The organism is Mesorhizobium sp. WSM4887, assembly GCF_029625865.1.
Classification (GTDB): Bacteria; Pseudomonadota; Alphaproteobacteria; order Rhizobiales; family Rhizobiaceae; genus Mesorhizobium.
In genome coordinates this window covers 413177-440165 of sequence record NZ_JARTVP010000002.1, presented here as the reverse complement: position 1 = coordinate 440165, position 26989 = coordinate 413177, and the positions used below count along the sequence as shown (strand labels likewise).

The 26989-nt window shown below is 60.5% G+C and carries 25 protein-coding genes and 1 tRNA gene; 16 read left to right on the top strand and 10 right to left on the bottom strand.

What is annotated here, in order from left to right; all coding sequences use genetic code 11:
* From P9230_RS10560 to P9230_RS10550, 3 genes are all read left to right on the top strand, one after another.
* Positions 1-2208: type I secretion C-terminal target domain-containing protein (locus P9230_RS10560; protein ID WP_278118758.1), on the top strand; the 2208-nt coding region annotated here is incomplete at its 5' end.
* Positions 2209-2279: 71 nt separating this feature from the next.
* A complete protein-coding gene (locus P9230_RS10555) occupies positions 2280-2648 on the top strand; it encodes a hypothetical protein (RefSeq protein ID WP_066989339.1) in 369 nt (122 codons plus the stop codon).
* A 230-nt stretch (positions 2649-2878) separates the two neighbouring features.
* A complete protein-coding gene (locus P9230_RS10550) occupies positions 2879-4075 on the top strand; it encodes a penicillin-binding protein activator (RefSeq protein ID WP_278118756.1) in 1197 nt (398 codons plus the stop codon).
* Between the two features lie 285 nt (positions 4076-4360).
* Here the strand turns inward: P9230_RS10550 and P9230_RS10545 are convergent, their stop codons facing one another.
* The 6 genes from P9230_RS10545 to P9230_RS10520 are packed head-to-tail and all read right to left on the bottom strand — an operon-like array spanning position 4361 to position 9884.
* Complete coding sequence (locus P9230_RS10545; RefSeq protein ID WP_278118755.1) at positions 4361-5398, bottom strand: phosphatase PAP2 family protein; 1038 nt, start codon at positions 5396-5398, stop codon at positions 4361-4363.
* Positions 5399-5445: 47 nt separating this feature from the next.
* Positions 5446-5964 (bottom strand): prepilin peptidase, encoded by a 519-nt coding sequence (locus tag P9230_RS10540; RefSeq protein ID WP_278118753.1) that lies wholly within the window; start codon positions 5962-5964, stop codon positions 5446-5448.
* Positions 5961-6509, bottom strand: a complete 549-nt coding sequence (locus P9230_RS10535) for a tetratricopeptide repeat protein (RefSeq protein ID WP_278118751.1) — start codon at positions 6507-6509, stop codon at positions 5961-5963. Before P9230_RS10535 ends, P9230_RS10540 begins: the two co-directional genes overlap by 4 nt.
* A 52-nt stretch (positions 6510-6561) precedes the next feature.
* Positions 6562-7512: a type II secretion system F family protein gene (locus P9230_RS10530; protein ID WP_278118749.1), complete on the bottom strand. Its 951-nt coding sequence runs from the start codon at positions 7510-7512 to the stop codon at positions 6562-6564.
* Positions 7513-7527: 15 nt separating this feature from the next.
* Entirely contained in the window at positions 7528-8499 is a 972-nt protein-coding gene (locus P9230_RS10525; RefSeq protein ID WP_278118747.1) for a type II secretion system F family protein, read from the bottom strand.
* Positions 8499-9884 carry a CpaF family protein gene (locus P9230_RS10520; protein WP_278118744.1) on the bottom strand — a complete coding sequence of 462 codons (1386 nt, stop codon included), beginning with the start codon at positions 9882-9884 and terminating at the stop codon, positions 8499-8501. Before P9230_RS10520 ends, P9230_RS10525 begins: the two co-directional genes overlap by 1 nt.
* A 497-nt stretch (positions 9885-10381) precedes the next feature.
* Here P9230_RS10520 and P9230_RS10515 point away from each other — a divergent pair, with 497 nt between their 5' ends.
* The 10 genes from P9230_RS10515 to P9230_RS10470 all read left to right on the top strand — a co-directional run bounded on the left by P9230_RS10515 (position 10382) and on the right by P9230_RS10470 (position 18584).
* Positions 10382-10561 carry a Flp family type IVb pilin gene (locus P9230_RS10515; protein WP_278118742.1) on the top strand — a complete coding sequence of 60 codons (180 nt, stop codon included), beginning with the start codon at positions 10382-10384 and terminating at the stop codon, positions 10559-10561.
* Positions 10562-10633: 72 nt separating this feature from the next.
* On the top strand, positions 10634-11668 hold the full coding sequence (cpaB, locus tag P9230_RS10510) for a Flp pilus assembly protein CpaB (protein ID WP_347403998.1): 1035 nt from the start codon (positions 10634-10636) through the stop codon (positions 11666-11668).
* 70 nt (positions 11669-11738) lie between these two features.
* On the top strand, positions 11739-13184 hold the full coding sequence (locus tag P9230_RS10505; protein ID WP_278118738.1) for a type II and III secretion system protein family protein: 1446 nt from the start codon (positions 11739-11741) through the stop codon (positions 13182-13184).
* Positions 13171-13467: a hypothetical protein gene (locus tag P9230_RS10500; protein ID WP_278118736.1), complete on the top strand. Its 297-nt coding sequence runs from the start codon at positions 13171-13173 to the stop codon at positions 13465-13467. Before P9230_RS10505 ends, P9230_RS10500 begins: the two co-directional genes overlap by 14 nt.
* Before the next feature lie 14 nt (positions 13468-13481).
* The gene (locus P9230_RS10495; RefSeq protein ID WP_278118734.1) at positions 13482-15059 is read left to right on the top strand and encodes a TadE/TadG family type IV pilus assembly protein; all 1578 of its coding nucleotides are present in this window, start codon (positions 13482-13484) and stop codon (positions 15057-15059) included.
* 5 nt (positions 15060-15064) lie between these two features.
* On the top strand, positions 15065-15613 hold the full coding sequence (locus P9230_RS10490) for a TadE/TadG family type IV pilus assembly protein (protein WP_278118732.1): 549 nt from the start codon (positions 15065-15067) through the stop codon (positions 15611-15613).
* A gap of 2 nt (positions 15614-15615) precedes the next feature.
* Positions 15616-16263 (top strand): TadE/TadG family type IV pilus assembly protein, encoded by a 648-nt coding sequence (locus P9230_RS10485; protein WP_278118730.1) that lies wholly within the window; start codon positions 15616-15618, stop codon positions 16261-16263.
* Entirely contained in the window at positions 16260-17423 is a 1164-nt protein-coding gene (locus P9230_RS10480) for an AAA family ATPase (RefSeq protein ID WP_278118728.1), read from the top strand. The genes P9230_RS10485 and P9230_RS10480 overlap by 4 nt, the downstream gene beginning before the upstream one ends.
* A gap of 55 nt (positions 17424-17478) precedes the next feature.
* Entirely contained in the window at positions 17479-18042 is a 564-nt protein-coding gene (locus tag P9230_RS10475; protein WP_278118726.1) for a L,D-transpeptidase, read from the top strand.
* Positions 18039-18584 (top strand): hypothetical protein, encoded by a 546-nt coding sequence (locus P9230_RS10470; RefSeq protein ID WP_278118725.1) that lies wholly within the window; start codon positions 18039-18041, stop codon positions 18582-18584. Before P9230_RS10475 ends, P9230_RS10470 begins: the two co-directional genes overlap by 4 nt.
* Before the next feature lie 43 nt (positions 18585-18627).
* Here the strand turns inward: P9230_RS10470 and P9230_RS10465 are convergent, their stop codons facing one another.
* Positions 18628-19164: a hypothetical protein gene (locus P9230_RS10465; RefSeq protein ID WP_127248283.1), complete on the bottom strand. Its 537-nt coding sequence runs from the start codon at positions 19162-19164 to the stop codon at positions 18628-18630.
* 130 nt (positions 19165-19294) lie between these two features.
* Here P9230_RS10465 and P9230_RS10460 point away from each other — a divergent pair, with 130 nt between their 5' ends.
* Both P9230_RS10460 and P9230_RS10455 read left to right on the top strand, forming a co-directional pair.
* Complete coding sequence (locus P9230_RS10460) at positions 19295-19996, top strand: thermonuclease family protein (protein ID WP_278118722.1); 702 nt, start codon at positions 19295-19297, stop codon at positions 19994-19996.
* 258 nt (positions 19997-20254) lie between these two features.
* Positions 20255-20995: a GGDEF domain-containing protein gene (locus tag P9230_RS10455; RefSeq protein WP_278052895.1), complete on the top strand. Its 741-nt coding sequence runs from the start codon at positions 20255-20257 to the stop codon at positions 20993-20995.
* Positions 20996-21059: 64 nt separating this feature from the next.
* On the opposite strand, the gene P9230_RS10450 is transcribed toward P9230_RS10455, so the two are convergent.
* The 3 genes from P9230_RS10450 to P9230_RS10440 all read right to left on the bottom strand — a co-directional run bounded on the left by P9230_RS10450 (position 21060) and on the right by P9230_RS10440 (position 23531).
* Entirely contained in the window at positions 21060-22535 is a 1476-nt protein-coding gene (locus P9230_RS10450; protein ID WP_278118720.1) for an NAD-dependent succinate-semialdehyde dehydrogenase, read from the bottom strand.
* A gap of 180 nt (positions 22536-22715) precedes the next feature.
* Positions 22716-22790, bottom strand: a tRNA-Thr gene (locus tag P9230_RS10445).
* 534 nt (positions 22791-23324) lie between these two features.
* On the bottom strand, positions 23325-23531 hold the full coding sequence (locus P9230_RS10440; RefSeq protein WP_245475467.1) for a hypothetical protein: 207 nt from the start codon (positions 23529-23531) through the stop codon (positions 23325-23327).
* A gap of 1345 nt (positions 23532-24876) precedes the next feature.
* Here P9230_RS10440 and ligD point away from each other — a divergent pair.
* Positions 24877-26949, top strand: coding sequence for a DNA ligase D (ligD, locus tag P9230_RS10435; protein ID WP_347403988.1), 2073 nt, complete (start codon positions 24877-24879; stop codon positions 26947-26949).
* Positions 26950-26989 lie beyond the last annotated feature (40 nt).

Here is a 26989-nt window from a genome sequence, read left to right as displayed (position 1 = left end):
GCCAGCCGCGGCGCCGGTGAATCGGCCGGCTCCGACACCTCCAAGGAGAGCACCACCCAGGGCGGCACCTTCACCATCGCCTCGCCCGACGGCATCGCCACGCTCAGCATCGACGGCCACGCCTTCATCACCAACGGCGTCTTCAGCGCCGGCTCCTTCACCACGGCGCTCGGCAACACGCTCAACGTCACCGGCTACAATGCCGCAACCGGCGTCGTCAGCTACACCTACACGCTCAACGACAACGAGGCGCATGCCGCCGGCCAGGGCACCAACAGCCTGTTCGAGAACATGACCGTCTCGCTCACCGACCAGGACGGCCAGAACGCCACCGGCACGCTCTCCGTCAACATCGTCGACGACGTGCCGACGCTGAACAGCGTGCAGAGCCAGCAGGCCAGCAACGACCCCGCGCAGACGCCCGCCGTCGGGGCCATCAATTTCGTTCCCGGTGCTGACGGCGCCGGCGCGGCCATGACGATCACGGTCAATACAACCGGATTGACCTCCAATGGGCACAATCTTGTCACAGAGCAGGTCGGCAACGTGCTGACGGCCTACGCCGACAACAACAACAACGGAAGCCATGACGCCGGCGACACGGCGGTCTTCACGGTCACGGTGAACACCGCGGCCGGCACCTCGGGGCAATACACCTTCGATCTGCTGGCCAAGCTTGACGGGTCGACAAGCAATGTCTCTGTCGCCTCAAACGGCGCCTTTGGCTCCGGCCCCAGCAATTCCATCGTCGTGACGGCCGGCGGCCAGAACATCGTGATGGTGACCGGATGGGCACCCACGGATGCCGGCGGCATCTTCACTGGAGCTCACGAGGCTGCCTGGCTGGCAGGCGGCAATCCGTCGCTCGCGCAGACGTCCAATGTCAACGGCTCGACCGCCGGTTGGGGACTTGGCAACAACAACTTCGACGCGGGCGAGTTCATGCGCTTCGATTTCGGTGCGCCGAACGACTACGACGGCGCTGGCGGCTATACGCCCCCGGCCATCACCATGGCGAATGTCAGCTATGCCAAATTTTCGTTCGACGCGGTGAGCGCCAGCAACAAGGTCGAATTCGTCGCCCACTACACCGACGGAAGCACCGCTTCCTTCATTCCAACGACCGGTGCGACGTCGCTGACCATCAATTCGCCTGCAGGCCTGCAGATCGCCTGGGTCGACGCATACGAGTCTTCGGGCAAGACCAAGCTCAACCTCACGGACGTCGGTGTGACATCGACCACGGTCGACCACACGATTCCGGTGACGCTGCAGCTTACGGACGGTGACGGCGACCAGACTGGAACGGCGAATTTCACTGTTCACGTAAAAGACGGCTTGACGCCCTTCGCCGTCGCCACCCCGGTGGTGCTCGACCTCAACCACGACGGAATCCAGACCACCGATCTCACGCACTCCACTGTTTCGTTCGACTACAACGGCGATGGTGTCGCCTCGAAGACCGCCTGGGTAGATTCGCATGACGGTATCCTGGCGATCGACCTCAACGGCGACGGCAAGGTGAACAACGGCTCGGAAATCGTCTTCACCCAGCACGCCGTGGGTGCTGCGACCGACCTTGCCGCGCTCGAGCAGGTCTACGACACGAACCATGACGGCAAGCTGACCGCCGCCGACCACGACTTCGCGCAATTTGGTGTCTGGCAGGATGCCAATGGCAATGGCGTGTCGGACCCAGGTGAGTTCAAGAGCCTTGCCGCTTTGGGCATCGTCGAGATCGGACTGGAAAGCAACAACCAGCATTCGGTGTCGGCCGACGGCTCGGTCCTGACCTATGGCGAAGCAACTTTCACGACCGCCAATGGCGAGACGGGCGCGGTCGCCGATATCGGATTCGGCAATTTCGATAGCGCCGCTTCCGGAGCTGCGTCGACCATGGCCGGCACTTTGGGCGCCGATACGTTCAAGCTGGACAGCCTGGACATCAAGGATCTGATCACCGGCTACCACGGCTCGGAGGGCGACAAGATCGACCTCAGCGCCCTGTTCGACACCGCGCCTGCCGGCAATATCAACAACTACGTCCACTATAACAGCGAAACCAATACGGTGAGCGTGGACGCCAGCGGCTCGGGCAATCCCGCCAACTTCGTCGATGTCGCCGTTCTTCAGAACGCGCCTGCGGCCGGAACAATCAACATCCTTTACGACGACACGAACCATCAACAGCACACGGCCACGATTTAGTGCTTATGCGCGGCCGTGCTGCTATGCTAGCGTTAGCGAACCGTGAATTCGCAATTTGGAGAGGGGCTTACATGAAACATTCCGTAAGACTGCTGGCCTCGGCCGTGGCGGTGCTGCTCGCCGGATCGACCGGCTTTGCCGCAGATATCATCGGCGAGCCGGCGGTGAATTATTGCCGCACCGTCGGCACCTCGGACCTGGTGCTGACCGACAACATGGTCGAGCTCAAGGACCATGTGGTGAAGCTGATGGACGAATCGGTCGCCGTCGCCAACAGCCCGGAATGGATCAACTCGTCGCGCCCCGCCTTCGTCTGGGCCTCGGAAGCCAAGGTCGCCTGCGGCAAGGCCTATGGCTATCTCAAGACCAACTACAAGGACGAGGACTACCTCAACAAGTGCGAATGCTTCCACGACCGCATGGTCGAGTACATGCACTGAGCTGACGGGCGCGCCGACCAGCTGCGATGATGGCCAAGACAGTCTGCGCCGAGGCCGACGCTTGCGTGCGACCGGCGTGGGTCGCCACGCATGCCGGCGTGGCGCGGCGTTTCCGACGCGGGTTTTCGCGAGCGTTGGAGCGGTTCATCGTTTCCGGGAAACGCCGAACTGGTCCGGCTATGCGTTTTTGCGCAATCGCGGACGGGAAACCGCTGCGCACTTTTCCTGGAATGGCCCCGGCGCTCGCCTTTGCCGTTGTCGCGGCGATCTCCGGCTGCCAGTCGAAGAACGGCGCATCGGAAGTGCTGGATCCCGGGGCGATCGCCGCTCCGGCAAGCCAAGCCACCACCGCCGCGCCAGCGCAGCTGACCGCCAGCTCTGCAGCGACCGTTCCCAAGGCCAATCTGACGCTCGGCACTGGCTCGACCAAGATCGCCATGCTTTTGCCGCTCTCCGCCCCCGGCAGCGCGGGCGAGAACGGCAGGAAGATGTATGATGCCGCACGCCTGGCAATGGCCGATCTCGGCGACAAGCTGGTGACGCTGACGATCGAGGACACGCGCGGCGACAGCGGCTATGCCAAGGACCTGGCGGTGAAGGCGATCACCTCGGGCGGCGTGAAAATCGTCATCGGGCCGGCCGAGCTTGCGGCGGCGCAGCACCTTGCCAAGCTCTCCGGCACGCAGCGGCCGCCGGTGCTGGCGCTGGCCGACAATTTCGCCGGCGGCCCCGGCGTCTATTCGGTGCGGCTGAGCGAAGCCGACAGCGCGGCGGCGGGCGCGGCAGCGGTCGCCAGCAAGGGCGCCAAGAAATTCGTGCTCTTGGTGCCGGCGGGCGCGAACGCCGGCGCCGTCGAGGCGCGGGTTGCCAACGCGCTCAGCATCTATGGCGCGACGCTTGCCGTGACGCTTCCCTATTCGGCGTCGGACGCCGCCAAGGTGGTGTCGGACATGGGCTCGCTGGTCGAGGCGCCCGACGCCGTCGTCGTCGCCAGCGGCGACGGCAGCCCTGTCGCTGTGCTGGCGGCCCTTAAGGCGAAGGGTATTCCGGGCAAGGCGGTGAACCTGATCGGCACCGAACGCTGGCTCGAGCGCCCAATCGATCCGCTCTATGAGGGCGCCTATATCGCGACGCTCGACCAGAGCGAGACCGGACCGATCGCCGACCGTTTCAAGGCGACCTACAACTATCAGCCCGACGTCAACGTCGCCTACGCCTACGACATGGTGGCGCTGTCGGCCGGCATAGCAAGCTCGGTCGGCCCGAACGGTTTCTCCAAACAGGTGCTGGAGAACGCCAGCGGCTTCCGCGGCTCGACCGGCCTGTTCCGCTTCCGCGCCGACGGCTCGAGCCAAAGATCGATGCCGTTTTTCAAGGTGGAAAAGGGTAGACTGAAGCTGGTGGAGAAACAGACCGCGGGGTTTTGAAATTTCACTCGGGTGGTGGGCCGTTGGATTTTCTTAGAAAGCTTCTGATTTTAGCTGTTGTCGGCGCGGTGGGGGCTGGCGCTGTCGCGCTTGCCGAACGGCTGATGTTTGAGGCTCCGAGACCAGCTGCGGCCGGCGAGCCCATCATACCGAAGAAGCCGGTTCGGCTATGGAAATGGCGGTTGACCTAGTTGTCCAGTTGCCTCGGACTTCTGCTCTGCATCGGAACTGCAAGGTAGTGCGCCTGGACCCGCGCTAGCGAAGGTCCCCCCAATATAAATGGCCTTAGCTAAATTTGGAGCTTTTTGACAGCCATCCCGTGAGCGTCCAGATGACCGCCGTCGCTAGCATGGAAGCGTAACCATCAATCGCATAGTGCCAAGCCAAGTGCACGGCGCCCAGCTGAGTTACAACTAGAAAGGCAACGCCAGTCCAACGCAATATACCGCCAAACCGCCAGAGGAAGACTGCGTTCAACGTGGCTATGGCAAGATGCATCGAAGGGAAGGCAGAAATTCCGCTACCCATGTGGGGACCGTCTGACGTTGCATTAGCGAGAAGCATGTTCTGGGCGTGTAAAGCCCATACAGGGTAAACATTGTTCGTTGTCTCGAGGTAGTCCATAAGCGGCGCGAAGGTGCCGTCACCGAACAACGGCATGACGAAGGCGGGACCAACTGAAGCAAATATCGTCGCTGCAACATTTCCGAGGATTGCCCACGTCAGAACAAAAGCCACCAGATAGCGGGAGCGAAGGCGATCGTTGCCCACTGAGAATATGACGCAAAATAGGACCACGAACATAAATATAAACCAAAGATTATAAAAAAAGTTAATTATAAACGTTACACGCCCAAACCCCAATATCGGCTGAAATAGCTTCCAAGCATCGACGCCGAAATTCACAACTCTATCTATTTCAATTAGCTTCCAGTCCGCATAAAATGGCACTATCCTGCTTATGCCCGCTTTCATACTTGTGAAAACCGAAAAAAATATGGGAAACACTATTAAAACTGGAACGCCTCTTATTATTCTTTCTTTAAGCCTGTATTTTCTGAGCTGCGCTTTTACCTGTGGAAATATCCGCTCCGGCCGACTAAGCATTACGCGGACAGAGATAGTTGAAAACAGGACGACTGCAACAGCGCAGCCGAATACCCAGAAACCTTGATTGTAAAGCTTCACGTCAATGGGGATTCCCCAATGTTCAGCTGCGAAAACCGCAGGTAGCATATAAGTCGCGATCGCAATATAAAAGGAATTGTTTGCGCGCCACGCTGCGAGGCTACCGCTATTAAGTGTGACCTCTGTCGTTTGCATTCTAATCAGGTCCAGCTTAGCTTGGCTGCACGCGCTATCGCAGTCCATCACACATGAGCATAGACGCTATTCGTGAGCACCAGCACTATCGTGCAGATCGCGGCAAACGAGATTGGCACTCCGAACGGCACGACACCCTTACGGTCTAGGTGCTGAACGTAAATGCGAAAAGCCCCCTCGGGCAGCATGAAAGGAAATCTTATGATGGCGGCAGTAGCGAGCGCAAACAGCAGAAGCAAAATCGAGAAGAAGGCAAGGCCAGTGCCTCCAATCACGAATGGAATTATCGCCATCAGCTTCACGTCGCCGGCGCCCAGCTTCCGCAAAGCCCAGAGAGGAAAGAGAACGACGAACAGCAGCAATCCGGCGATTGCACTTAATCCCATGTCCCACCAAGACCCGGCCTGGACGGATATTAGTTGCAAGGAACCGACACCCAGGCAAAAGAGTAGGAGCACCTCAGGGTTCGATATCTTCTGAGTTTTGAAGTCGGTCCAGGCTATCCTGGCAAGCAACGGGATCGCGAGTGCCTTGAACAGGAGCGATACGGCGAGCAGAGGGCTCATGACCGCTCTATGTTGCGGACGCTGGATGACAGTAGCTTCAGATTGTTGGCCACGGTCGGGTCGTTTGGCGCAAGCTCATAGGCCTTGAGGAAATTGGTGCGGGCTTGCTGCAGCTTTCCGCGCAGCAGATAGGAATAGCCGAGATTGTTATAGTATTCCGGCGTCGCGCCAAGCAGACGGTAAGCCCGGCCGTAGGCCATATCAGAAAGATCGAAACGACGAATGCGGTCGCAGGAAGCAGCAAGGCCCAGCCAGGCGACGCCATCATTAGGCGCCAAACGTGTCGCCTTGTAGAATAGGGCCCCGGCGTTGCCATAGTTCTCGGAGCGGAACTGGGTTTTGGCCTCGGTGACGGCCTGGTCCGAGGCATAGTACTCAACGTCGCTGACGGTCTTCAGCCCGTCGAAGGCATCGCCAAAGGCGGTGTAGTCGCCTTTGGCCGGCTCGTTGGTGCGAACCACGCCATCCGCAGTGTCCTTCCCGTTCGTCTGACAGCCGGCTAGTGCAATCATTAACAGGCCGGCCGCGGCGATCAGCTTCTTCATGTAGTTTCCCCGAGAGTCCCCCGACCCATATAGGACCAAAGCACATGTTCAACTAGAAGAAAACGCCTTTCATGCGTATGATCACAGGCAACATGACCACCATCAGCACAACCGGGAAGATGCACAGGCCCAGGGGAATCATCATCTTGACTGGTAGCGCATTGGCCTGCTCTTCCGCGCGCATGATTCTCTGGTTGCGCATTTCGTCGCTGTAGACACGCAACGCCTCCGTCAGGCTGGTCCCGAGTTCTTCCGATTGACGAAACAGAACCGCTAGAGCCTTCGCTTCTTCCAGCCCAATGCGATCAGCCAATTCGCGCAGCGCTTCGCGCAACGGCTTGCCGGCGCGCAATTGGAGATTCATGATCGAAAGCTGAATGCCAAGCCATTTGTGAGTGCCCGCAAGTTCGTTCCCGACTCGATCAACCGCAGCCTCCAGGCTCATGCCTGCATCAGCGCAAGTGATCATCATGTCCATGAAGTCAGGAAAGCCACGCCTGTAGATCTGTTTCTGAGTATTCTCAAAGCGATCGAGCATGATGCTTGGGATAACAATGCATCCCAGACCGATTAGAGCCGCTCCCGCAAAGGCAAATACACTAGGCAATCGAGGTGGCAGCATGTGGGAAAACATAGCGTAGCTGACGAGAAAGCCAATGCACACCGCGCCCAGACGAGAAATCGTGTAGATGATTGGGGCACTTGGCTGATGGAAGCCGGCACGAAACAGCTTCGCCTCCAAGGCATTGGGTTCGCCACGCTCTTTCTCTAGGGCACGAAAATATGCCTCGACCGGCCGCTGGGCCGAAATCCTGTTAATCTCCTGCTGAGCTGTCAACGAGCGGCGACTCGTGATGCCTTCTGATAAGAGACTTTCAGCGATCCGCTTCCTCGTCTGAAAGACTGGCATCAATATCACAGCAACCAGCAGGAACAGAGTGCCCGCGGCCAGGAACACAGCAACCGACAGCAACATCGGCGAATTTCCAAGGTCGTTCAGCAAGCCGATGCCCCAATCTCAGAAATCGAAATTGACCATGCGATACATGATATAGTCGCCCAAGAGGGCCCAAGATCCGAAGATGACGAAGACCGGCCAAATGAGAGGGCTGCTCCAAACATCGCCATAGTAGCTTGGGGCGATTCCCAACAAAATGAAGAACATTAGCACCGGAAAGAGAGAAATTATCCACGCTGACATTCGGCCCTCGGCCGACAAGGCCCTGATCTTCAGCCGAAGCTTGCGCCGCTCGCGCAGCACCGACGCGAGATTGGACAGAATTTCGGTAAGATTGCCGCCGGTCTTTGCCTGAATGGAAAGTGACACCGACAAAAGGTGCAATCCTTCGAAACCGACACGCTCCGACAGCTTGCGCACGGCCTGCTCAAGGCTGAGGCCAAACGAGATCTCGTCCGAGACAATGCCGAACTCGGTGCCAAGAGGATCCGGCATTTCGCGTGCCACAAGCCCGATCGCCACCGTTGTTGGATGACCGGCGCGGAGGGAGCGCACTATCATGTCGAGCGCGTCAGGAAGCTGGGTAGCGAATTTGCTTATTCGCTTGTCTCTAGCCCGCCGCAGCACAAGGAAAGGCAAAGCGAATGCAACAAATAGGAAGATGAGACCCGCGGCGGGAGCCGAGAACCCCAGCAGGAGTGTTGCGATCATCGCAACCACGAGTCCTGCCAGGATGAAGACCGCTGCGAAACTGATTGGATTGCCGGTTATGCCGGACTGCGTGTAGAGGCGATTAAGGGCTACGGCGCCGAAGGCAAAATCCCCCGAAACGGTCAACCCCCGCTCCTGGAGAAGTCCTTGCAGGCTTCGTTCTGCTGGAGCATCCTCGCCCATAACCTGAAGGCGGCGGTTTATTATGCCTGCCCTTGCGCGTGTCCCGGCGACCGAAACGTACATAACCTCCACGGCGAGGATGACAGAAGCCGCGGCTAGCACGTAGACCAGATAAAGTAGCGTTTGGCCGGAAAACATCAGAGCGGCACCTGCGGATTGAAGGCGTCCTTGGCGAAATGGTGCCCCAGGGTCGCCACTTCAGCTGCAAAACGCGGCCGCACGCCTGTGGCGCGAAACTCGCCGATAATCGTGCCGTCCGAGGCGATATCGCGACGAACGAAATGATAGATCTCCTGCAACTGGACCACGTTGCCCTCCATTCCGGTAATCTCCGAAATCGAAACCACTCGTCGTCCGCCGTCGGAAAGGCGTTGCGTCTGCACAATTATGTCTATAGCCGAGGCGATCTGCGCCCGGATCGAATCGTTGGTCATCGGCATGCCGGCCATACCGACCATCTGTTCGAGACGTGATATCGCATCTCGGGGCGTATTGGCGTGAATGGTTGTCATCGAGCCTTCATGGCCGGTATTCATAGCCTGAAGCATGTCGAAGGCTTCCTCGCCGCGCACCTCGCCGACGATGATGCGGTCCGGCCGCATGCGCAGCGCGTTCTTCAACAACTCACGCTGACGGACCTCGCCCTTGCCTTCGACATTGGGCGGACGTGTCTCCAGCCGGCCGACATGCGGCTGCTGCAATTGCAGTTCCGCTGCGTCCTCGATCGTGACTAGGCGCTCCTTTGCAGGGATATAGCTCGACAATGCATTCAGCAGTGTGGTCTTGCCGCTGCCGGTACCGCCAGAAACCAGAATAGACTTGCGCGACTGCACCGCAATCCGCAGCAGCTCGACCATGGGTTGGCGGATCGAGTTGAATGCCATTAAGCGTTCGAGCGAATAGGGATTTTTGGAGAACTTGCGGATCGAAACCAGCGGGCCATCGACCGAGATCGGCCGCACCGCGATGTTGACGCGCGAGCCGTCGTCGAGACGCGCATCGACCATCGGCGCCGATTCGTCAACACGCCTGCCGATATTCGAAACGATCTTGTTAACAATCCGAAGGAGATGCGCCTCGTCACGGAATCGGATTGAGGTCTCCTCCAAGACGCCGCGGCGTTCTATGAACACGTGCTTGTGTGTGTTGATCAGGATGTCGGCGATGGAGTCGTCCTTGAGCAGAGGCTCGATCGGACCGAGCCCCAGCATCTCGTCCGCCGTGTCGCTGGTCAGTTGATCGAGCTCTCGCGCGTTCAACGGCGTGTTTCGGCCGCGGACGAATTCGCGCACGATAGGCCGGATTTCATCGAGTATTTCGTCCTTAGAAGCGTTTTCAAGGGCGGTCAGATTGAACCTGTCGATGAGATGCCTGTGCAGATCCACTTTTAGTGACAGAAAATCGTCGGTAGCTGGCTCGGACTGAACCGGCTGCACGACCACCGCGCCATTGGGCGTCGCGGGCGCGTGCGTTGTTTGCGGTGCGCGCTGCTCACCCGGCCCTTTTATGAAGCGACCCAACATGTCGCCGAACCCCTTCTGATTTCCCCGACATCGAAAACTAATCGTTAACCACGAGGGGCACAAGCGGCGTATAGGACACACGAGAAGTATTACTTGCGACATAGTTAAAAAAGACGCACGTGAGAAATCGTTTTATTTTGCCTCGTTCCTGGCGCGCCGACCAAAGTCTTAGGACCTTTGTCGCCCTGGCCATACCTGTTCGCCTAAGTTGCCAGATATAATGATTTATGCGCCACCGCTAATGTGGCGGAACGTTCGACCGAACGAGGCAGAATTATGAACGAATGGTTAAGATCGCTTGAAAAATGAAGCGAATCAAGCTCTTGTGAAAAATGAGAAGCCTTCAGATCGAGTATTGAAAGATTAACGGACTGTTAATCCGTTTGACTCGGCTTTTCTCCGGGACAAGGATTGAACGTGACGGGGGATGCTTGGGTATGGGGTTCATCCTTAGGCTCGTCTCGTCGGGTTCAAACCTCCAAAAGGGAGAAATTGGCATGAAGAAGCTCATGACGATGACCCGGCAGTTCCGCGACGATGAAAACGGCGCTGCTATGGTCGAATACACGGTTCTTCTCGGCATTATCACCGTTGCCGTGATCGCGACCATTATCCTGGTCGGCGGCTGGGTGAGCGGCAAGTGGACCGCATTGTACTCGGCGATTTCGGGTACGTAATCGATAAGCAGTGAGATCATCGACGCCAGGAAAATCCTGGCGTCGATGGTTGTAGTTCAGCGGGGGCTGGCGATGCGCGCGAATACTGTAATCATGATCATTCTCGCCGGAGTTTTCGGCGTGCTGGCAGTGGTGCTTGCTAATATGTGGTTAGCAAACCAACGCAGCGCCATGGCCAAGCCCGGCGATTTGGCGCGTGACACCATTGTAGTGGCTGCTACGCCGCTCAAATTCGGCGACTCGCTGAGCGCCGACAAATTACGCGAAATTCCCTGGCCTGCAGGTGCGGTACCAGTTGGCGCTTTCAAGACGACCAAAGACCTGCTCGCCGGCGATGGCACAAAGCAGGCGCTGCAGGCTATCGGTGTGAACGAGCCGGTTCTCGCTACCAAGATCACCGGTCCGGGCCAGCGAGCCACGCTCTCGGCGGTGCTAGCGCAAGGAATGAAGGCCGTTTCGATCCGCGTTAACGATGTTCTGGGCGTCGCGGGTTTTGTGTTTCCCGGCGACCGCGTCGACATACTTCTGACCCGCAACGTGCGCGGCGACGAAGGCGCCGACAGAAGTTTCGTCGACGTGCTGCTGCAGAGCGTCAAGGTGCTTGCCGTCGATCAGGTCGCCGACGAGAGCAAAGAAAACCCGCAAGTTGTTAAAGCGGTAACCGTCGAGGTCAGCACCAAGGATGCGCAGAAGCTGACGCTAGCCGCCGGTGCCGGTCAGCTGTCCCTGGCGCTTCGCCAGACTGCGGCCAACAAGGGCGAAGCGACGGAGAGAGTCACACTTGCAGACCTGACCGGCGATACGCCGGAGGATGTCGCCAAGAGGCAGGCCGAGCTCGAGCGGCAGAAGGCTGCAGACGCCGCGGCGGCAGAAGAGCGCAAGCGCGCCAGCGAGAAGATTGATGGCTTGGCCCAGGCCGTGGAACGGGTCGGCAGCCAGATAGATCAATTGAGCAAGGCGAAGCCCACTGTGGCACCCGCACCACAACCGCAAGAAGTTGTAAAGGAAGTGGTGAAATATGTGCAGCCGGAACCGCCAGCGCGGGCTACAGTCGGAGTGTTTCGCGGCGTGAAGCTAGAAACATACGACGTGCCGCGACAGAGATAGCGAAAGGCGCATTCGGATAGGGGGATCCGGGTGGGTCCGCTGGGATGGATCCGCAAGGGGGACGATCTAGATGCGAATTTTCCGGGGATCATTGGCCGCTGCCGCTCTGGCCTGGTCCTGTATTGTATTGCCGCTGAGCCCCGCGGTTCATGCCGCTGACCGCTTCATCGACGTATCGAGCCCGTCGCTGCACCGCGTTTTCGTGCCCGTTTCTCAATCCGCCACCATCCAGGTCAATGCCACGCTTGGTGATATCGTCGTCGGTGACGAGAAGATCGCCGACGCGCAGCCGATGACCGACAAGACGCTCTATATCATCGGCAAGAGCGTCGGCACCACCACCGTCAATTTGTTTTCCGAGGACAAGCGCTCGCTGGGCGCCATCCAGATCGAAGTCGGCCAGGATGTCAGCGACATGGCGGCCGCCATTCGCCAGGTGGCGCCGAAGGCGCGCATTGAAATCGGTTCGATTAACGGCAAGGTTCGACTAAGCGGCCATGTCAAGGACGCCGCGACATTAGCATCTATTGTAGAGGTGACACAGCAATATGGCCCCGACGCCATCATCAACGCCGTCACTATAGACGATAGCGAACAGGTCAATTTGTCGGTGCGCATCCTGGAGGCCAAGCGCAATGCGGGCCGCGATCTCGGAGTGTCGATCAGGAGCACAAACGGGAGCGGTACGACGCGGACCGGTACCGGTATAGCGGCTGTCGACGAAGACAATGTGGTGCTCGGACCTGGGAATTTGGTCACTGGGCTTTTGTCGAACTCGAACCCCTTTGCCGCGCTGATCACCCGCGTCATTGACAGCAATATCAAAGTTGACTTGATCATCGAGGCGCTGGAGTCGAAGGGCGTCGTGCGCACGTTGGCCGAACCCAATCTCACCACGGTTTCCGGCGAGACGGCCAGCTTCAACGCGGGTGGCGAGGTCCCGGTGCGCAGCGTGAACTCGCAAGGAGAGGTCGAGATCGTCTTCAAGCAGTTCGGCGTCAATCTGAATTTCACGCCGGTGGTGCTGGACGACGGCAAGATCCATATCAAGCTGGCGCCGGAAGTGAGCGATCTGACCGGCTTCACGTCTGCTGGCGATCCGATCTTCACCAACCGAAAGCTGTCGACCGTGGTCAATCTGCGGGATGGCCAAAGCTTCGCGGTGGGCGGTTTGCTCTCCAGCAAGAACACAAGGCTGCAGGACCAGGTGCCGTGGCTCGGTCAGGTACCGATCATCGGCGCGCTGTTCAAAAATTCGAGTACGCAGAAGGAGGAGACGGAGCTGGTCGTCATCGTCACGCCGCATCTGGTGCGGCCGGTGAAGCCCGGCGAGCAGTTGGCGACGCCTTTCGACAAGACGAAGCCGGCCAACGACCCGGAGCTGTTCCTGCTCGGCCAGCTCGAAGTCAACAAGGACATGATCCGCAAATATGAGCACGGCGACGGCGTCACCGGCCCTTACGGCCACATGCTGGACGTGAAATCGAAGGACAAGCTGCTCTATGTCAAGAAATAAGCTCCTGCTCGTCCTTCTCAGCTCCAGCATGCTTGCAGGCTGCGCGGCCGACTATCTGAACAACTACGACACCATGACATTGGCGTCGGGCGATTCGCAAAAAGCCAACGAACTGCTGCAGACGGTCGACCCGTACAATCCTGCTTCGAACAACACGAAGATCGAAGGTACTGGCGCACGTTCCGTCGAAGTGGTCCAAAAATACAAGCTTCCGCCCACGACGTCCGCACCAGCGACCAATATGACAGTGAATGTCGGCCCGACCGGAGCAAGTACGCCGTGAATTGAACGGAGGATGTGGAGAAGAACGCGCCAGGCGACGAGGGCCGGTGCAGAAGGACAGAGAGTAAGGTCATGTTGGGGACCATACGCAGATTTTGGCGCGATCAGAGAGGCATCGCGCTGATCCTCGTCACCATTATGCTGCCGGCGATCATCGGCTTTTCGCTCCTGGCGATCGACATGAGCCGGGTCAACAACATGCATAATGATCTGCAGAAAGGCGCCGATGCATTGGCGCTTTCCGGCGCGGCTGAGCTGGACGGCACCACTGGCGCTTGGGCGCGGGCCGAACGCGCCATGGCGACGTTAGTCAGCAACGAGGGCCATTTTTCGACGGCCGCACCGAATGGCAGGTTCACGCTAACATCGGGCCAACCTGGCGGTACACTGCGCTGCAACAGCGCTGGGAACATCTCCTGGTGTTTCCTGAAAACTCTCCCCAACGACAACGTTGCCATCACCTCGGCAAACTATGCTAACGCCGATCCCGCAGCGGGGGAACTGGAGACGCGTTTCGTCCAAGTAACTGTAGCCCCGACGGGCTTTGCGGCCATCTTCCCAGCTTCATTCCTCACCGGAAACTCAGCCAGCAATAGTTTCAACGTCGCTGCAACCGCCGTCGCAGGCTTCACGTCCAGCGTTTGCGATTACACTCCGGTCTTCATGTGCAATCCGTACGAAGATACCAGCATAACTGGCGGCGTGACACTGGAGCAGGCGGCACAGACCAAGCAGTATCGTCGCCGGCAAATCGTGCTGCGCGGTGACGGCTCCTACGCGCCGGGCAATTTCGCTTTCCTGTCCTCACCATTTGGGAACGGGGCCAACGAGCTCGAAAAGATGCTCGCGGACTCCAAGCCGCAGAATTGCTATTCGCGTGATGGTGTCCAAACGGAGCCGGGCCAAAACTCCGGTCCCGTGCAGAACGGGATCAACTCGCGATTCGGCATCAACTCTTCCAATTATTCGGACGGACCCGCGGTCAACGTGCGCAAGGGCGCAATAAACTGGGACCAGTACGTCGCGGACAACAAGGTCAACTACCAAGCGGATGCCACCAAGGGTGTCGGCCTTGAGCGCGATTCGTGCCAGATCGCCGGCAGCTGCACAATGATGAGCGGCCGGATGGGTGCCGGCGATTGGAATTTCGCCCGTTATTGGGCCGCCAACCATCCCACGCGTGCCGTTCCGTCAGCCCTGTCCGGCACCGGCGCCGACCTCCCGACGCGCTACGAGGTCTATCGCTATGAGATCGATCCTAATGGCGACGGCAACACTTCCGACAGCATTGTCGGCGACGCCTCGGTCGGCGGCGAAAGGGGGACCCCTCCGGCAGCGGCAGGCACTCCGATCACCACCTCCGACCGCCGCCTGCTATACGGCGCGATCCTGGACTGTAATGCTCTCCAGGCTAGCGGCGTGAGCTTCAAGGGTCGAGCGACGGTACCCGTCAGGCGCTTCGGCAGTTTCTTCATCACCGAGCCGATCAAGGACGGCAAGAACATCTATGTCGAACTGGTCGACATCACGGGCAAGGGTGGGCGCGGCACACTCGACAATTATCTGCGCGACGAAGCGCAGCTCTACAGGTGATGGCGATGTTGCGAAAGGCCATACATCATCTGACGAAGTTCCGCAGAGAAGAGCGCGGCACGGTGATTGTCGAAATGACTCTCGTAGCACCGCTGATGCTTTTGCTGTCAGCAGGCGTGTTCGAATTCGGCAATTTGATCCACGACAAGCTGCTGATGGAAGCGGGGCTGACTGACGCGGCCCGTTTTGGGGCTCGCTGCAACAGCCAGATGTACACTGACGTCGGTTGGCCTGCGATCGACTGCGCAGAAATCGCGACGAACATAGCAGTCTACGGCAAGGTCTCGTTGACTGTAGTAAGTGGCAAGGTGACGGACAGCCCGCGCGTCAGCGGCTGGCAGAAGTCGGATGTGACAGTGACCATAGGCGCAAGCGGCTCCTGCCATGACGCCGTCGTTGCTGGCGTTACCCAATATCGATCAGTGACTCCACAGGTGTGCATCGTAAGGGCGACGGGAACCTATGCCTACAGCGGCGTCGGCATGCTTGCGCTCCTCAGTATCGGCCCGATCACTCTAAACGGCTTCCACGAGGAGCGGTTGATCCGATTCTGACCATGATGGAGCGCTTCGCAAAATCAGAGCACGGTGCGGCCATGGTCGAAATGACTATAGTCGCCCCTCTACTCTTCGCGCTGACGCTCGGTTTCGTCGACTTCGGATACGCCTTTTTTCAATGGAATGCCGCGGCTAAGGCCGTGCAGGTCGGCGCAAGGCTGGCCTCAATTTCCGATCCGGTGGTGAAGGCAACCGTGCTTGCCGCCGCGGCGCCAACTTCGATCCCCGGCGCCCCGGTTGCAGCCGACGCCTATCCCGCTTTTGTGTGCAAATATACGGGCAGCACTGGGGCCTGCAATGGCAACTCCTCCAGCTTTGACGCCAATGCCTTCAGTCGCATCTTCAGAGGAGATACGGCGGTCACCAATGACAATGCGTGTCCAGCCCTGACCGGCACTCAACGGCCCGGCATGTGCCATTTCTTTCCGGGCCTTCAACGTGACAACGTCGTCATAACCTATGCGGCAACAGGTCTAGGATTTCAGACCCGGTTGGGCGGCCCCATTCCGACCATCGCCGTCAGCCTTCAGAACCGGAGTTTCCAGTTCTTCTTTCTGGGCGGATTGATGGGATTCGCCAACATCAACATGCCCTCCATGCTGAGCACTGTGACGGGCGAAGACCTTAAGACGAGCGCGCCATCATGAACGCCATCGATACCAGAGTGCTTCCGACGAAACGCAAGCAGGTCGCGCTGTTTTCGTCCGATGCGAATTTCAGGCACGACGTGACCACCCGGCTCGACGCGCTAGCGATCTATGACGTCAAGGTTTCGGAGGCGGTCGAGTTCCTCAAGGGGCCGCCGGTCGATGCGCGGCCGGGCATCATCATCCTCGATCTCGGCGATGGCGAACTGCTCGGCAATGCGGCGATCGTCGAGGCGCGCTCGGCCTGGGCTTCAGTACCGCTGATCGCGGTCTCGGGCGAGCTGACGTCGGAGCAGACGCGGGTGCTGGTGCGCATGAATGCGTCGGACTGGCTGCACAAGCCGCTCGACCCCAAGGAGCTCCTCAACGCCGTCACCTTCCACGACACCGGCAACCAGGGCACGAAGAGCCGGATCGTCACCTTCATTGCCGCCAGCGGCGGCGCCGGCGCGACGACCCTGGCAATCTCGGCGGCGGAGCATCTCGCCTCGAAATCGGCCGAGCGGGCGGCCTCGACCTGCCTCGTCGACCTCGACTTCCAGAGCGCCAATTGCGGCGCCTATCTCAACCAGTTCAACCAGTTCGACCTTGCCGGCATCATCGGCCAGCCGGAGCGGCTCGATGTCGAGCTGATGGACGTCATCAAGCTGTCGCGTCCGTCCGGCCTCACGCTCTATTCCTTCGAGCGGCCGCAATTGCCGTTCGAGCCGCGCGGCGCCGATTTCGTCTTCCGGCTGCTCGACCTCGTCGCCTACCGCTTCGACGACATCGTCATCGACCTGCCCAACATCGAGACGCCGTGGCACGAGTCGGTGCTGCGCACCAGCGACGAGATCTTCATCGTCTTCGAGCTCAATGTCGCCTCGCTCAGGCAGGGCAAGCGGCTCTACAAGAAGATCCGCGAATTGCGCGGCAACGGCGTCTCGATCACGCTCGTCGCCAACAAGCACAAGCGCAAATGGTTCGGCAACCACTTCTCGCGCAGCGAGCTGGAGAAGATCTTCAAGGCGCCGCACATCAAGTCGCTGGTGCTCGACAACGCGCTGCTGGCCGATGCGCTGAATCGCGCCATCCTGCCCTCCGAGGTGGACGGGCGGGCCCGCTTCAACAAGGACCTGAAGCGCATGTTCAAGGAGCGGCTGGACAATGCCCAGCGCTAGAGCGACTCCAGGAGATCCACGCAGCGGTTTTCCATCAGGATTTGCGAGAAAGCAAATGCGGCGGATAGCGACAGGCTTCGCCGGCGTCTGCCTGATCGGCATCGCCCTGGCGGTGCCTTGCGATCTCGCGGAAGCCGGGTCGGGACTGCCGCCGCTTCCAGCCATGGGTCCCAGCCTGCGCAAGACGGTCGCCTTCCAGACCGGCGAGCAACCGGGAACGATCATCATCCGCAAAAGCGAGAAGGCGCTCTATCTGGTCACGAACAAGAGCCAAGCGCTGCGCTACCAGATCAGCGTCGGCCGCGACGGCTTCGGCTGGACCGGCACCGTCAAGGTCGCAGCCAAGACCGAATGGCCCGAATGGCGCCCGCCCAAAGAAATGCGCGTCCGCCAGCCGGAGCTGCCGGCGATGGTGCCCGCCGGTCCCTACAACCCGCTCGGCGCCAGGGCGCTCTACCTGTCGCGCGACGGACGCGACACGCTCTATCGCATCCATGGCACCAACGATCCCAAAGGTGTCGGCTTCGACGGCACGTCCGGATGTTTTCGGCTGACGAACACGGATGTGATAGATCTCTTCAAGCGCGTCGAGGTGGGCGCAAAGGTGGTGGTTGAATGACGATGATCAGCGAGGCGGACATTCCGGCAATCGAACTCAGCGAACAGGAAAAGGCGCCGGGCAGGCCGAGCCGGGCGAGAACCATCGGCGTGGTCGCGGCCGGCGCGGTCCTCGTCACCGCCATCAACGTCACCGCCGCCTTCTATCTCTATCGCGGCGTCAACGACCTTCGGGCATTGGAGGCGCGGCTGGACCAGCTCGGCCAGTTCGAGCAGCGGATCGGCGCGCGCATCGATACCGTCAACAACGGCTTCCAGAGCCGGTTCGAGACGCTGGACCGGCAGCTGCAGGCGAGTTTCGGCCAGATAAACGGCAATCTCGCCCGGCTTGAGCAGGGCCAGCCCGTCGCCGCCGATGCCGAGATGCCGCGGGCGCCAGAGCCCAGTTTCGCCAACACGACCGTGGCCGAGGCGTCGGCAGGTGAAAACCCCTCCGTCGGCGCGCCGGGATTCAAGGGCAAGGCCGCGCCGCCCGGACCCAATCCGTCCTATCAGCGCATCCAGCAGGCCGACGGTAAAGTCTACTACAAGAAGATCAACTGACGCGGCATAGGGCGATAGCGGAAGGCATTCCGATCAGCGGGGTCTACAGATCACGCTGCAGCGCCAGGATGCGGACGGCGCGGGCTTCGGCGCGCAGCCTCGCCTCGCGCAGGAAGGCGACATGGCAATAGGCGCAGGCCGCAAGGCCAAGGCACAGCACCATGCAGTTTTTCAAGCTGAAGTCGATCGCCAGCGAGAATTGAAAGCCGCGCGGCGCCGTGAAGTTGGCGATCGTGCTCGCCGTTTCCGAATGGCTGCCGGCCGCTATCATCAGACCGGCGAACATCAGCGCGGCATGGTTGGCGAGGAAGAAGCCGGCGGATCTCTTGGCCTGGCAAGCCATCCAGCAGACGCCTGACGCAACGACGATGACGGCGGCATCGACGGCCATCGAGCCGCCGAGATAGAAGTCCACCTGCTGCCAGAACATCGTCGAGAAGGGGCGCAGCTCGAGCCAGATGCGCCACATGGTCGGGCTGGCCGAATAGCTTCCGAGCAGAAACGTCGCCGTCCGTTCCGCCGCCAGCAGGAACAGCATGAGAGCCGGGAAGGCAAAGAGCAGTATCGGCTTGCGCGTCATGTCATCCCCCTCGACATCCGATGCTCGATTGTAGGCCGCATTGGTTGCGCGAGACTTAACGCAAAGCCTTGCTTTTCAAGCGATGTCATCGGCGCCTAATGTATGATCCGGTGAAACGACGAGGCGCGCTTTGGGCAAGGCTAAATCGACCGGCCGGCTTGCCACGACGCTCGGCAGCCTCGGGCTGGTCGCCGGCGCGCTGCTGGTTGCCGCGTCGAGGCACTGGTTGCCGCCGGACCTGCCCTCCCCGCCCGCCCAGGTCGCGAGCGAAGCCCGACCTGCCTCTCGCATCGCCGTCCATGACACGCGGCCAGGCCAGCCGGCGCGCAGGATAGCCGAGCACCTCATCGCGCCGCCGCCGCTCGACGTGGCGGGGATCGAGCGCATCGAGCCCCGCCCTCCGCTCGGCGAGCTCGGCCTCGCCGTGCCGCCGAAGACGCCGATGCCGCAGGACTGGCGTGAGACGCTGCTCTATCGCCCGGTCGCCACCTCGTCGGCGATCTTCGAGTCCATGGGGCGCAGGGTGATCGTCAGCGGGACCATCGAGGTCGATCCCGCCAAAACCTGCGCGTTCGGCGATGTCATCTGGCCCTGCGGGCAGCGCGCCCGCGCCGCCTTCAATGCCTGGCTGCGCGGCCGGGCGCTCAAATGCGTCCTGCCGCCCGATGCCGACCGTTTTGCCATCGCCGCGCCGTGCATGCTCGGCAAACAGGATGTCGGCGCCTGGCTGGTTGCCAATGGCTGGGCGATGGCGTCCCCCTCGGGCATCTACGGCAAAGCCGAATCCGTCGCCAGGGCTGCCGAGATGGGCGTCTTCGGCCCGCCGCAATAGGACATACCCGGAAAGGCGCGCAACGGCCTTGCCTGCGCCATTGCGTAAAAACGGAATGGCTAAAGCAGCTCGGCGATCCTACCAAACGCTGACCCGTTTCAGCGACGAATCAGATCGAAGCGAGAAGCGGGCCGCAGCCGCCGGCGCCATCCAGGGAGAAAGACACTGATTTCCTTCAAATTGTAGGCCACGCTGAAACGGAAATCGTAACACACCGCCTTTATGCCAATGCGTCCAACAGGAGATTGGCCAGTGAGTATGAAAACCGAGACCGCGCCGGCAGAGGCCTGGAAGCATGTCGTCTGGCTGACCCTGCTGGGCACCGCCGGCTGCGTCGGCCTGTCGCTCGGCCTCAACTATCTGCTGCTGCTCAGCGATGCGTTGACGCCGTTCGGCCGCAGCGTCATCACGGCCGCCCTTCTGCCCATCATCATCGGTCTGCCGCTTTTTGCCTTGCTCGGCTGGAGAGAGGTCGAGATCCGCCGCTACCGGCAGGAGCTCACCAGATCCGGCACCTACGACCATCTGACCGGCTGCCTCAACGGGGCCGTGTTCACGTCGATGGTCGACAGGCGAGCCGCCAGACCGGCCGGGCCGCGCTCCGGCGCTTTTCTCGTCATCCATCCGGAGCATCTATCGGCGATCAATTTGCGCTTCGGCCTCGAATGGGGCGACGAAGCCTTGCGGCTCATCGCCGCCGCCATCAGGTCCTCGGTGCGCAAGGAGGATCTGATCGGCCGCATCGGAACGGCGATGTTCGGTGTTTTCCTCGCGGGCGCGACCGAGGAGGACGCAAAAGAGATCGGCAAGCGCGTCCGGGAGGCGGTCGGCCAGATCTATTTCGCGCCGAAAGGCGACAAGGACGTGCTCGCCATCCGCGTCGGCGGCGTCGTCTTCGAGCATGAATTGGCTTTCGAAGACATGTTCCGCTCGGCCGAGGAAGGATTGTCCGAGTTGCAGGACGAGACCGGCTTTCACCTGTCCCATTTCAACAACTGAGCGGCGCAACCAGCAGCCAAACCGCCGACAACCTGGCGCGAGCTGCGGTTCAAATCCCTGCGTCTCAGATGCCGCCCATGCAGAGGTATTTCATCTCAAGATAATTCTCGAGGCCGTGGCGGGACCCCTCCCGCCCGATGCCGGACTGCTTGACGCCACCGAAGGGTGCCGCTTCCGACGACATGCGCCCGGTGTTGATGCCCACCATGCCGTATTCCAGAGCCTCCGCCACGCGCCAGACGCGCTTCAGGTTGGACGCATAGAAATAGGCGGCTAGTCCGTAGATCGTGTCGTTGGCCTCACGCACGACCTGATCGGCATCCTCGAAACGGATGACGGGGGCCAACGGCCCGAATGTCTCCTCCTGCGCCACCGTCATGGCGCTGGAGACGTCGGTAAGGACCGTCGGCTCGAAAAACGTGCCGTTTTTGGCGATCCGGCCTCCGCCGCACCGGATCGCGCCGCCCTTTGCCACAGCATCGGCGATGTGGGATTCGATCTTGGCGAGCGCCCGGCTGTCGATCAGCGGGCCGATGGCGACGCCGGGATCGAAACCGTCACCGACCTGAAGCTCGCCGACGCGACGGACGAATTTGTCGACGAACTCATCGTGAACGTCCGACTGGACGTAAAGTCGGTTCGCCGAAACGCAGGTCTGGCCGGCATTGCGGAACTTCGCCTGCACCGCCCCATCCACGGCGGCATCGATGTCGGCGTCGTCGAAGACGATGAAAGGCGCATTGCCGCCCAGCTCGAGGCTGACCTTCTTGATCTGGTCCGAGCACTGCCGCATGAGCAGGCGTCCGACCTCGGTCGAGCCGGTAAAACTGATCTTGCGCACTTTGGGATTGTGGCAGAGCTCGCGCCCCACCGCGGCACCCTCCGAGGCATAGATGAGATTCACGACACCATCGGGAAAGCCGGCCTCGGCGGCGAGCGCGAACATGGCGCCTGCGACAAGCGGCGTCTGTTCGGCAGGCTTAAGCACAATGGCGCAGCCTGCCGCCAGCGCCGGCGAGATCTTGCGCGCCACCATCGATGCGGGAAAGTTCCATGGTGTGATCGTGCCGACGACGCCGATCGGCTGCTTGATCACCAGCATGCGGCGGTCGGTCGACGGGGCCGAGATCGTCTCGCCATAGATGCGATTGGCCTCCTCGGCATACCACTGCAGATACGCCGCCGCATGCGAGACTTCCGATCTGGCTTCGGCGAGCGGCTTGCCCATCTCCGCGGTGAGGATCGCCGCGAGATCGTCGGTGTGGGTGACGATCAGTTGATGCCACTGCCACAGCATTTCGCTGCGCTCCCGGGCCGTCAGCCCCGCCCATTCGGCCTGTGCGGCATAGGCCCTGTCGATCGCCGCGCGCGTCTCCGCAATCCCCATGTCGGGAAGTTCCGCCAGCAATTCGCCCGTCGATGGATTGAAGACCTCGAACGTGCTCCCGCCAACCGGCGTGCCAAGCGCCGGCACCCGGTCGATTGCGCCGAACAGGTCAGGGGATTTCAGGTGGCGCATGATCGGCAGGCATAGGGGCAATACCGGTCTCCTCCTTCAACGAGCTGACGTTTGAGAAGGCCGAGATGTATTCCGCACGTCTGCGCCTGTCATAGGGCCTGGGAAGGACGGCGGTAGACCCACCTCGGGCAGCTGGCCTCCTCGAACCATCGGCAGGAATGAGAGCTCGACCAAGGGAGAGGAGGTGCCCCGAAAGCGGGCTGGTGCTGCGAGAGAGGATTGAACTCTCGACCTCTCCCTTACCAAGGGAGTGCTCTACCACTGAGCTACCGCAGCCGACGCGCGCCTCAATAGCCGCTGCCGCCTTGAATTGCAAGGCGTTGCGGCCGCCTTTAACACCCTGCGCCGTTTTGGCTCGATATTGCCAATGTGGTTACAAACGGGCTCGGCACGTGCCCCAGCCTACACCGGTCGGCCGAGAGCTACACCGTTTTTGTTGCCAGATCGTTGCCAATCTGGATGCGAATTGGAATAGAGCCCCGTACAGAGGTTTCTCGCGCCCCCGCCCTTCACTTCTACCTGCGAAGGGCTTGGCGCGTCCTTGCCCTGTCCCTGTGGCGAACGGGATGCAGTTTCCAGGATTGGCCCACCCCGAATTGTAGGGCGCAAATCGATGGTCGATTTTGAGAACGGGTCGAGGAACCCGATGCACGCCATGTTGCCGCTATCCGCCAGGCCTTGGAGGATGCGGGAATTGTTTTTGACCCCGAAGGGCCGTTGCTACCTCGCTCCGAAATCCCGAATGATAACCCGCACACGGACAATAGGATGTGACGGCGGCGGCAGACGAAACGCGCGCCCTGAAACACCCTACGCTTTCTTGCGGTGAAGGTCTTTCGGGCGGGTGTCTGGCGAATATGTCAGCGTGATACGCTTGCCGCCGCAGACCGCGCATTTCATCTTCGGCCGCAGATCCCATTCCATGGCGGGCGCATCGGGGCCGAAGCGGTCGCGGAGCGCTGACAGATCGAGCCGCTGATGCCGGTGGCAGTCGAGGTAGCCGGCTGTGACGGACATGCGCGCGTCGATCAGCTCTTGCAGCGTCCAGCCGTTACCCACTGAGGCGATATAGGTTGCGAAGATAGCGACTGCTAAACGCAGGAACCGACCTCCCGCTGCGCTTCGGCCTAATGGCCCTTGATATACCGCGCCTCACGAAGAAGCGAGGCAACTTCGTAGCCGACCCGTCAATCAGGTCATGCGCTTCCGCTTCGCTGATGCCCGTTTCTCTAACGAGAAAGCGCACCCGAAATTGACGCTCTGGGCTATCACAATCTACCCGTTCTTTTTTGCCATTTTCCATAGGTTCGGCGCTGTCGAAAGTCGGTGCCCGCCCGCGGCATAGAGATGCCAGCTGGACGGTAGGCGGGGCGACCCCAAGGCGCGCTCCTACCCAGGTGTGATAAACAAACGGCGGTGCCCGGCTTGCCTTGGGTGGCGGGAGTAGGTTCGGCTCCTTTTTTGGCAAGCCGGGCTGTACGCCGGTAGGTGGCTTAGGTGTGCTCCCGACGCGGTCGAAGAGTGTCCGATTTGCCGCCCGGCTCGCAACTGCGACTGAAGTCTTAAAGCCAACTGCATTCGTCCTAGTCGTGAAACATATAGCCGGGTTCCGCGGTGACGAACAGCGCTGGATCCGGGTCACGAATGAGGCAGACGGGTTGTTAACAGGTACGCGTTCAAGTGACCTGTTGTAACCGGCTGTTGACCCTGGCGAGCCGCTCCGATTTGCAGTTTACGCAGGTCAAGTGAGGCGGCCCGGCCTGCGTGCGGGGAAAGTCGGGGGACGACTAGAGCGGGGCAGGCCGGGCCTCTACCCCGTTTTGCGAGCCGGGGCAGATGGACATTATGCGCCGCCTTTGCAGCGGCTGGCATTAACATTTCCTAATGCAATGCACAGATCCACCGGAGCTCAGGCCGCCAAGCCGCCTTCTCGGTTCTGCATCGCCTCCAGGATCACTTCGAACACCGTGCCTACCTCCTCGCTGATCTCGTCGGGGCTAATGCCCGTCTCGCTCAGCAGCCTTTAGGGCCTCTTCGACGAGGTAAACGATGGCCATTGGTTCGTCCGTGATCGCATTCGGCAGATGATCCGCCATCCACCGGTCTAAGAAATTGATCCCGCGCGTGGTCATGGCGAGAGAAGCCGGAAGGCGGCTTTAGGTTCCTTCTTCGCTGATGCTCTGCACGGCACCATGCCGTAGCTTTGGCTGTTTCTAAGATGGCGGACCCAGACTGTTATGCTGCCCGGTTTCACCCATTCAACCGTCGGGTCGATAATGGCCGGGGGGCATCGGCGGGAGGCGCCACTCTGGTGTTCTGCACGAGCTGATGCAGGCGATCGCGGAGCTGCTTCCGAAGCGTGATGGGCGGTCCGCATACTTGCCGTCTCGGGCAACGATACCGCTGCGGGCTTGCAGGCAGGCACACGGAGTCAGCAACAATGGAGACTAGCTCCACCCCCCGGAACGAAACCAAACAAGCAATCGCGCGTTGGACGCGATTAAGCCATTTCGTCTCGGGTTTGGGATGCGTGAGAGTGGTCAAGCCAACGTCGCGTAAGGCAATCCCTGGGTGGAGCGCTCCTCAAGCGAAGTCGCCTATTCGTGACCGGACCAAATTAGCGCTTCCCACTTTTCGGCCCGTCCAGCTGGCAACGCTCGTAGACACCGTCCCTGCCGGCGACCGCTGGATCCACGAAATGAAATATGACGGCTATCGCATTCTTGTTGCCGTCGGCGGCGGCGAAGCGCGGGCCTATACGCGATCTGGCCTGGACTGGTCTCACCGTTTTCCTTCCATTCTTTCGGAAGCCCGCAAGCTCCAGGTCCGCTCCGCCCTGATCGATGGCGAGGCCGTCGTTGTCGATGCCGACGGAAGATCAAACTTCCAGGCGCTTCAGAACGCATTAAAGGGTGCGCCAGCCACCATCGACTTTTATGTCTTTGACCTCCTTCAACTCGACGGTGAAGATCTCACCAGGCGTCCTCTCCTTGAACGCAAGGAGAAGCTCGAGGCAATTTTGCCCGCGAAGAACCCAGTCCTTCGTTACTCCGATCATATCCTCGGTCGCGGAGAAGAGCTGCTCGATCGCTTTTGCGCGGCCGGTCTCGAGGGAGTTGTTTCGAAGCTCGCCGATTCGACTTATGTGGGAGCCCGCGGCGGAAGCTGGCTCAAGATCAAGTGCATCAAGCGGCAGGAATTCGTAATTGTCGGCTGGACGCCGTCCGACACGGTCCGCGCCTTCCGGTCATTGATTCTGGGGGTGCATGACGGTGGCAAGCTGCGTTATGCCGGGAAGGTCGGCACCGGCTTCGATACGGCTGAACTTTTCCGTCTCATGAGGATCATGGCACCGCTCGAGCAGAAGGCCGCGACCGTCGAGGCCCCGCGAGCCGAAGTTCGCGGAGCACACTGGCTTCGCCCCAAGCTGGTCGCGGAGATTGCTTTCACCGAGATGACCAACGAAGGAACGCTGAGACATCCGAGCTACCTCGGTCTGCGCGAAGACAAGAAGCCGGAGGCGGTCGTTCTGGAGACGGAACGTCGCACGACCAAGCTGACCACGTCGCCGGCAAACACCATCGCCATCAGCAACCGTGACCGTGTGATCTATCCGGAGTCCAATATCACCAAGGGCCAGCTCGCGGACCACTACGCGGCCATCGCGGAGATCATGCTTCCCTGGGTCGGCAGTCGGCCGATCAGTCTGGTCCGGTGCCCCCAGGGCCGGGCCAAGAAGTGCTTTTTCCAGAAGCATGATGCCGGGAGCTTTGGCGACAAAGTCCACCAAGTGGGTATCACCGAAAAGGACGGCCACGAGGAGCCATACCTTTATGTCGACGATGCCGCTGGGCTGATGACCTGCGTCCAGATGGGAACGATCGAGCTGCATGGGTGGGGAGCTCGGATCGAGGATGTCGAAAAGCCCGACCGCCTCGTCTTCGACCTCGACCCCGATGAGGGTCTCGATTTCGAAGCTGTCCGCGCGGCTGCCTTCCAGTTTCGTGATATTCTGAAATCGCTGGGACTCGCGACCTTCCCGATGTTGACGGGAGGCAAAGGGGTGCATGTAATCGCGCCCCTCACCCCTCAAGCCGAATGGCCGCAAGTAAAAAACTTCGCGTCTCGCCTCGCTCAAGCTGTCGCTCAGAGCGATCCGGCCCACTTCACGGCCGCACTGTCAAAGGCGCGCCGGAAAGGTCGCATCTTTGTGGACTATTTGCGCAACCAGCGCGGGGCGACCGCGATCATGCCCTACAGCGCAAGGTCTCGACCGGGCGCGCCCGTCGCGGCGCCGATCACCTGGGCGGAGATGAAGACGATTGATGCGCCCTCTCATTTCCACGTCGGCGATGCTCCTGAATTGAAGAAACGTGCAGCCTATAAAGCTCTGGCGGGATGGGGTCGCGCCGACCAATCGTTGCCGAATCTGTAGCGCCCCACTCCGGGAAAACGGCAGCAAGCATGGAGTTCTT

Coding starts and splice junctions, on each gene's coding strand:
- P9230_RS10555 (WP_066989339.1), top strand. CDS start 2,280: ATGAAACATTCCGTAAGACTGCTGGCCTCGGCCGTGGCGGTGCTGCTC.
- P9230_RS10550 (WP_278118756.1), top strand. CDS start 2,879: ATGGCCCCGGCGCTCGCCTTTGCCGTTGTCGCGGCGATCTCCGGCTGC.
- P9230_RS10545 (WP_278118755.1), bottom strand. CDS start 5,398: ATGCAAACGACAGAGGTCACACTTAATAGCGGTAGCCTCGCAGCGTGG.
- P9230_RS10540 (WP_278118753.1), bottom strand. CDS start 5,964: ATGAGCCCTCTGCTCGCCGTATCGCTCCTGTTCAAGGCACTCGCGATC.
- P9230_RS10535 (WP_278118751.1), bottom strand. CDS start 6,509: ATGAAGAAGCTGATCGCCGCGGCCGGCCTGTTAATGATTGCACTAGCC.
- P9230_RS10525 (WP_278118747.1), bottom strand. CDS start 8,499: ATGTTTTCCGGCCAAACGCTACTTTATCTGGTCTACGTGCTAGCCGCG.
- P9230_RS10520 (WP_278118744.1), bottom strand. CDS start 9,884: ATGTTGGGTCGCTTCATAAAAGGGCCGGGTGAGCAGCGCGCACCGCAA.
- P9230_RS10515 (WP_278118742.1), top strand. CDS start 10,382: ATGAAGAAGCTCATGACGATGACCCGGCAGTTCCGCGACGATGAAAAC.
- cpaB (WP_347403998.1), top strand. CDS start 10,634: ATGCGCGCGAATACTGTAATCATGATCATTCTCGCCGGAGTTTTCGGC.
- P9230_RS10505 (WP_278118738.1), top strand. CDS start 11,739: ATGCGAATTTTCCGGGGATCATTGGCCGCTGCCGCTCTGGCCTGGTCC.
- P9230_RS10500 (WP_278118736.1), top strand. CDS start 13,171: ATGTCAAGAAATAAGCTCCTGCTCGTCCTTCTCAGCTCCAGCATGCTT.
- P9230_RS10490 (WP_278118732.1), top strand. CDS start 15,065: ATGTTGCGAAAGGCCATACATCATCTGACGAAGTTCCGCAGAGAAGAG.
- P9230_RS10485 (WP_278118730.1), top strand. CDS start 15,616: ATGATGGAGCGCTTCGCAAAATCAGAGCACGGTGCGGCCATGGTCGAA.
- P9230_RS10480 (WP_278118728.1), top strand. CDS start 16,260: ATGAACGCCATCGATACCAGAGTGCTTCCGACGAAACGCAAGCAGGTC.
- P9230_RS10475 (WP_278118726.1), top strand. CDS start 17,479: ATGCGGCGGATAGCGACAGGCTTCGCCGGCGTCTGCCTGATCGGCATC.
- P9230_RS10470 (WP_278118725.1), top strand. CDS start 18,039: ATGACGATGATCAGCGAGGCGGACATTCCGGCAATCGAACTCAGCGAA.
- P9230_RS10465 (WP_127248283.1), bottom strand. CDS start 19,164: ATGACGCGCAAGCCGATACTGCTCTTTGCCTTCCCGGCTCTCATGCTG.
- P9230_RS10455 (WP_278052895.1), top strand. CDS start 20,255: ATGAAAACCGAGACCGCGCCGGCAGAGGCCTGGAAGCATGTCGTCTGG.
- P9230_RS10440 (WP_245475467.1), bottom strand. CDS start 23,531: ATGTCCGTCACAGCCGGCTACCTCGACTGCCACCGGCATCAGCGGCTC.
- ligD (WP_347403988.1), top strand. CDS start 24,877: ATGGGCGGTCCGCATACTTGCCGTCTCGGGCAACGATACCGCTGCGGG.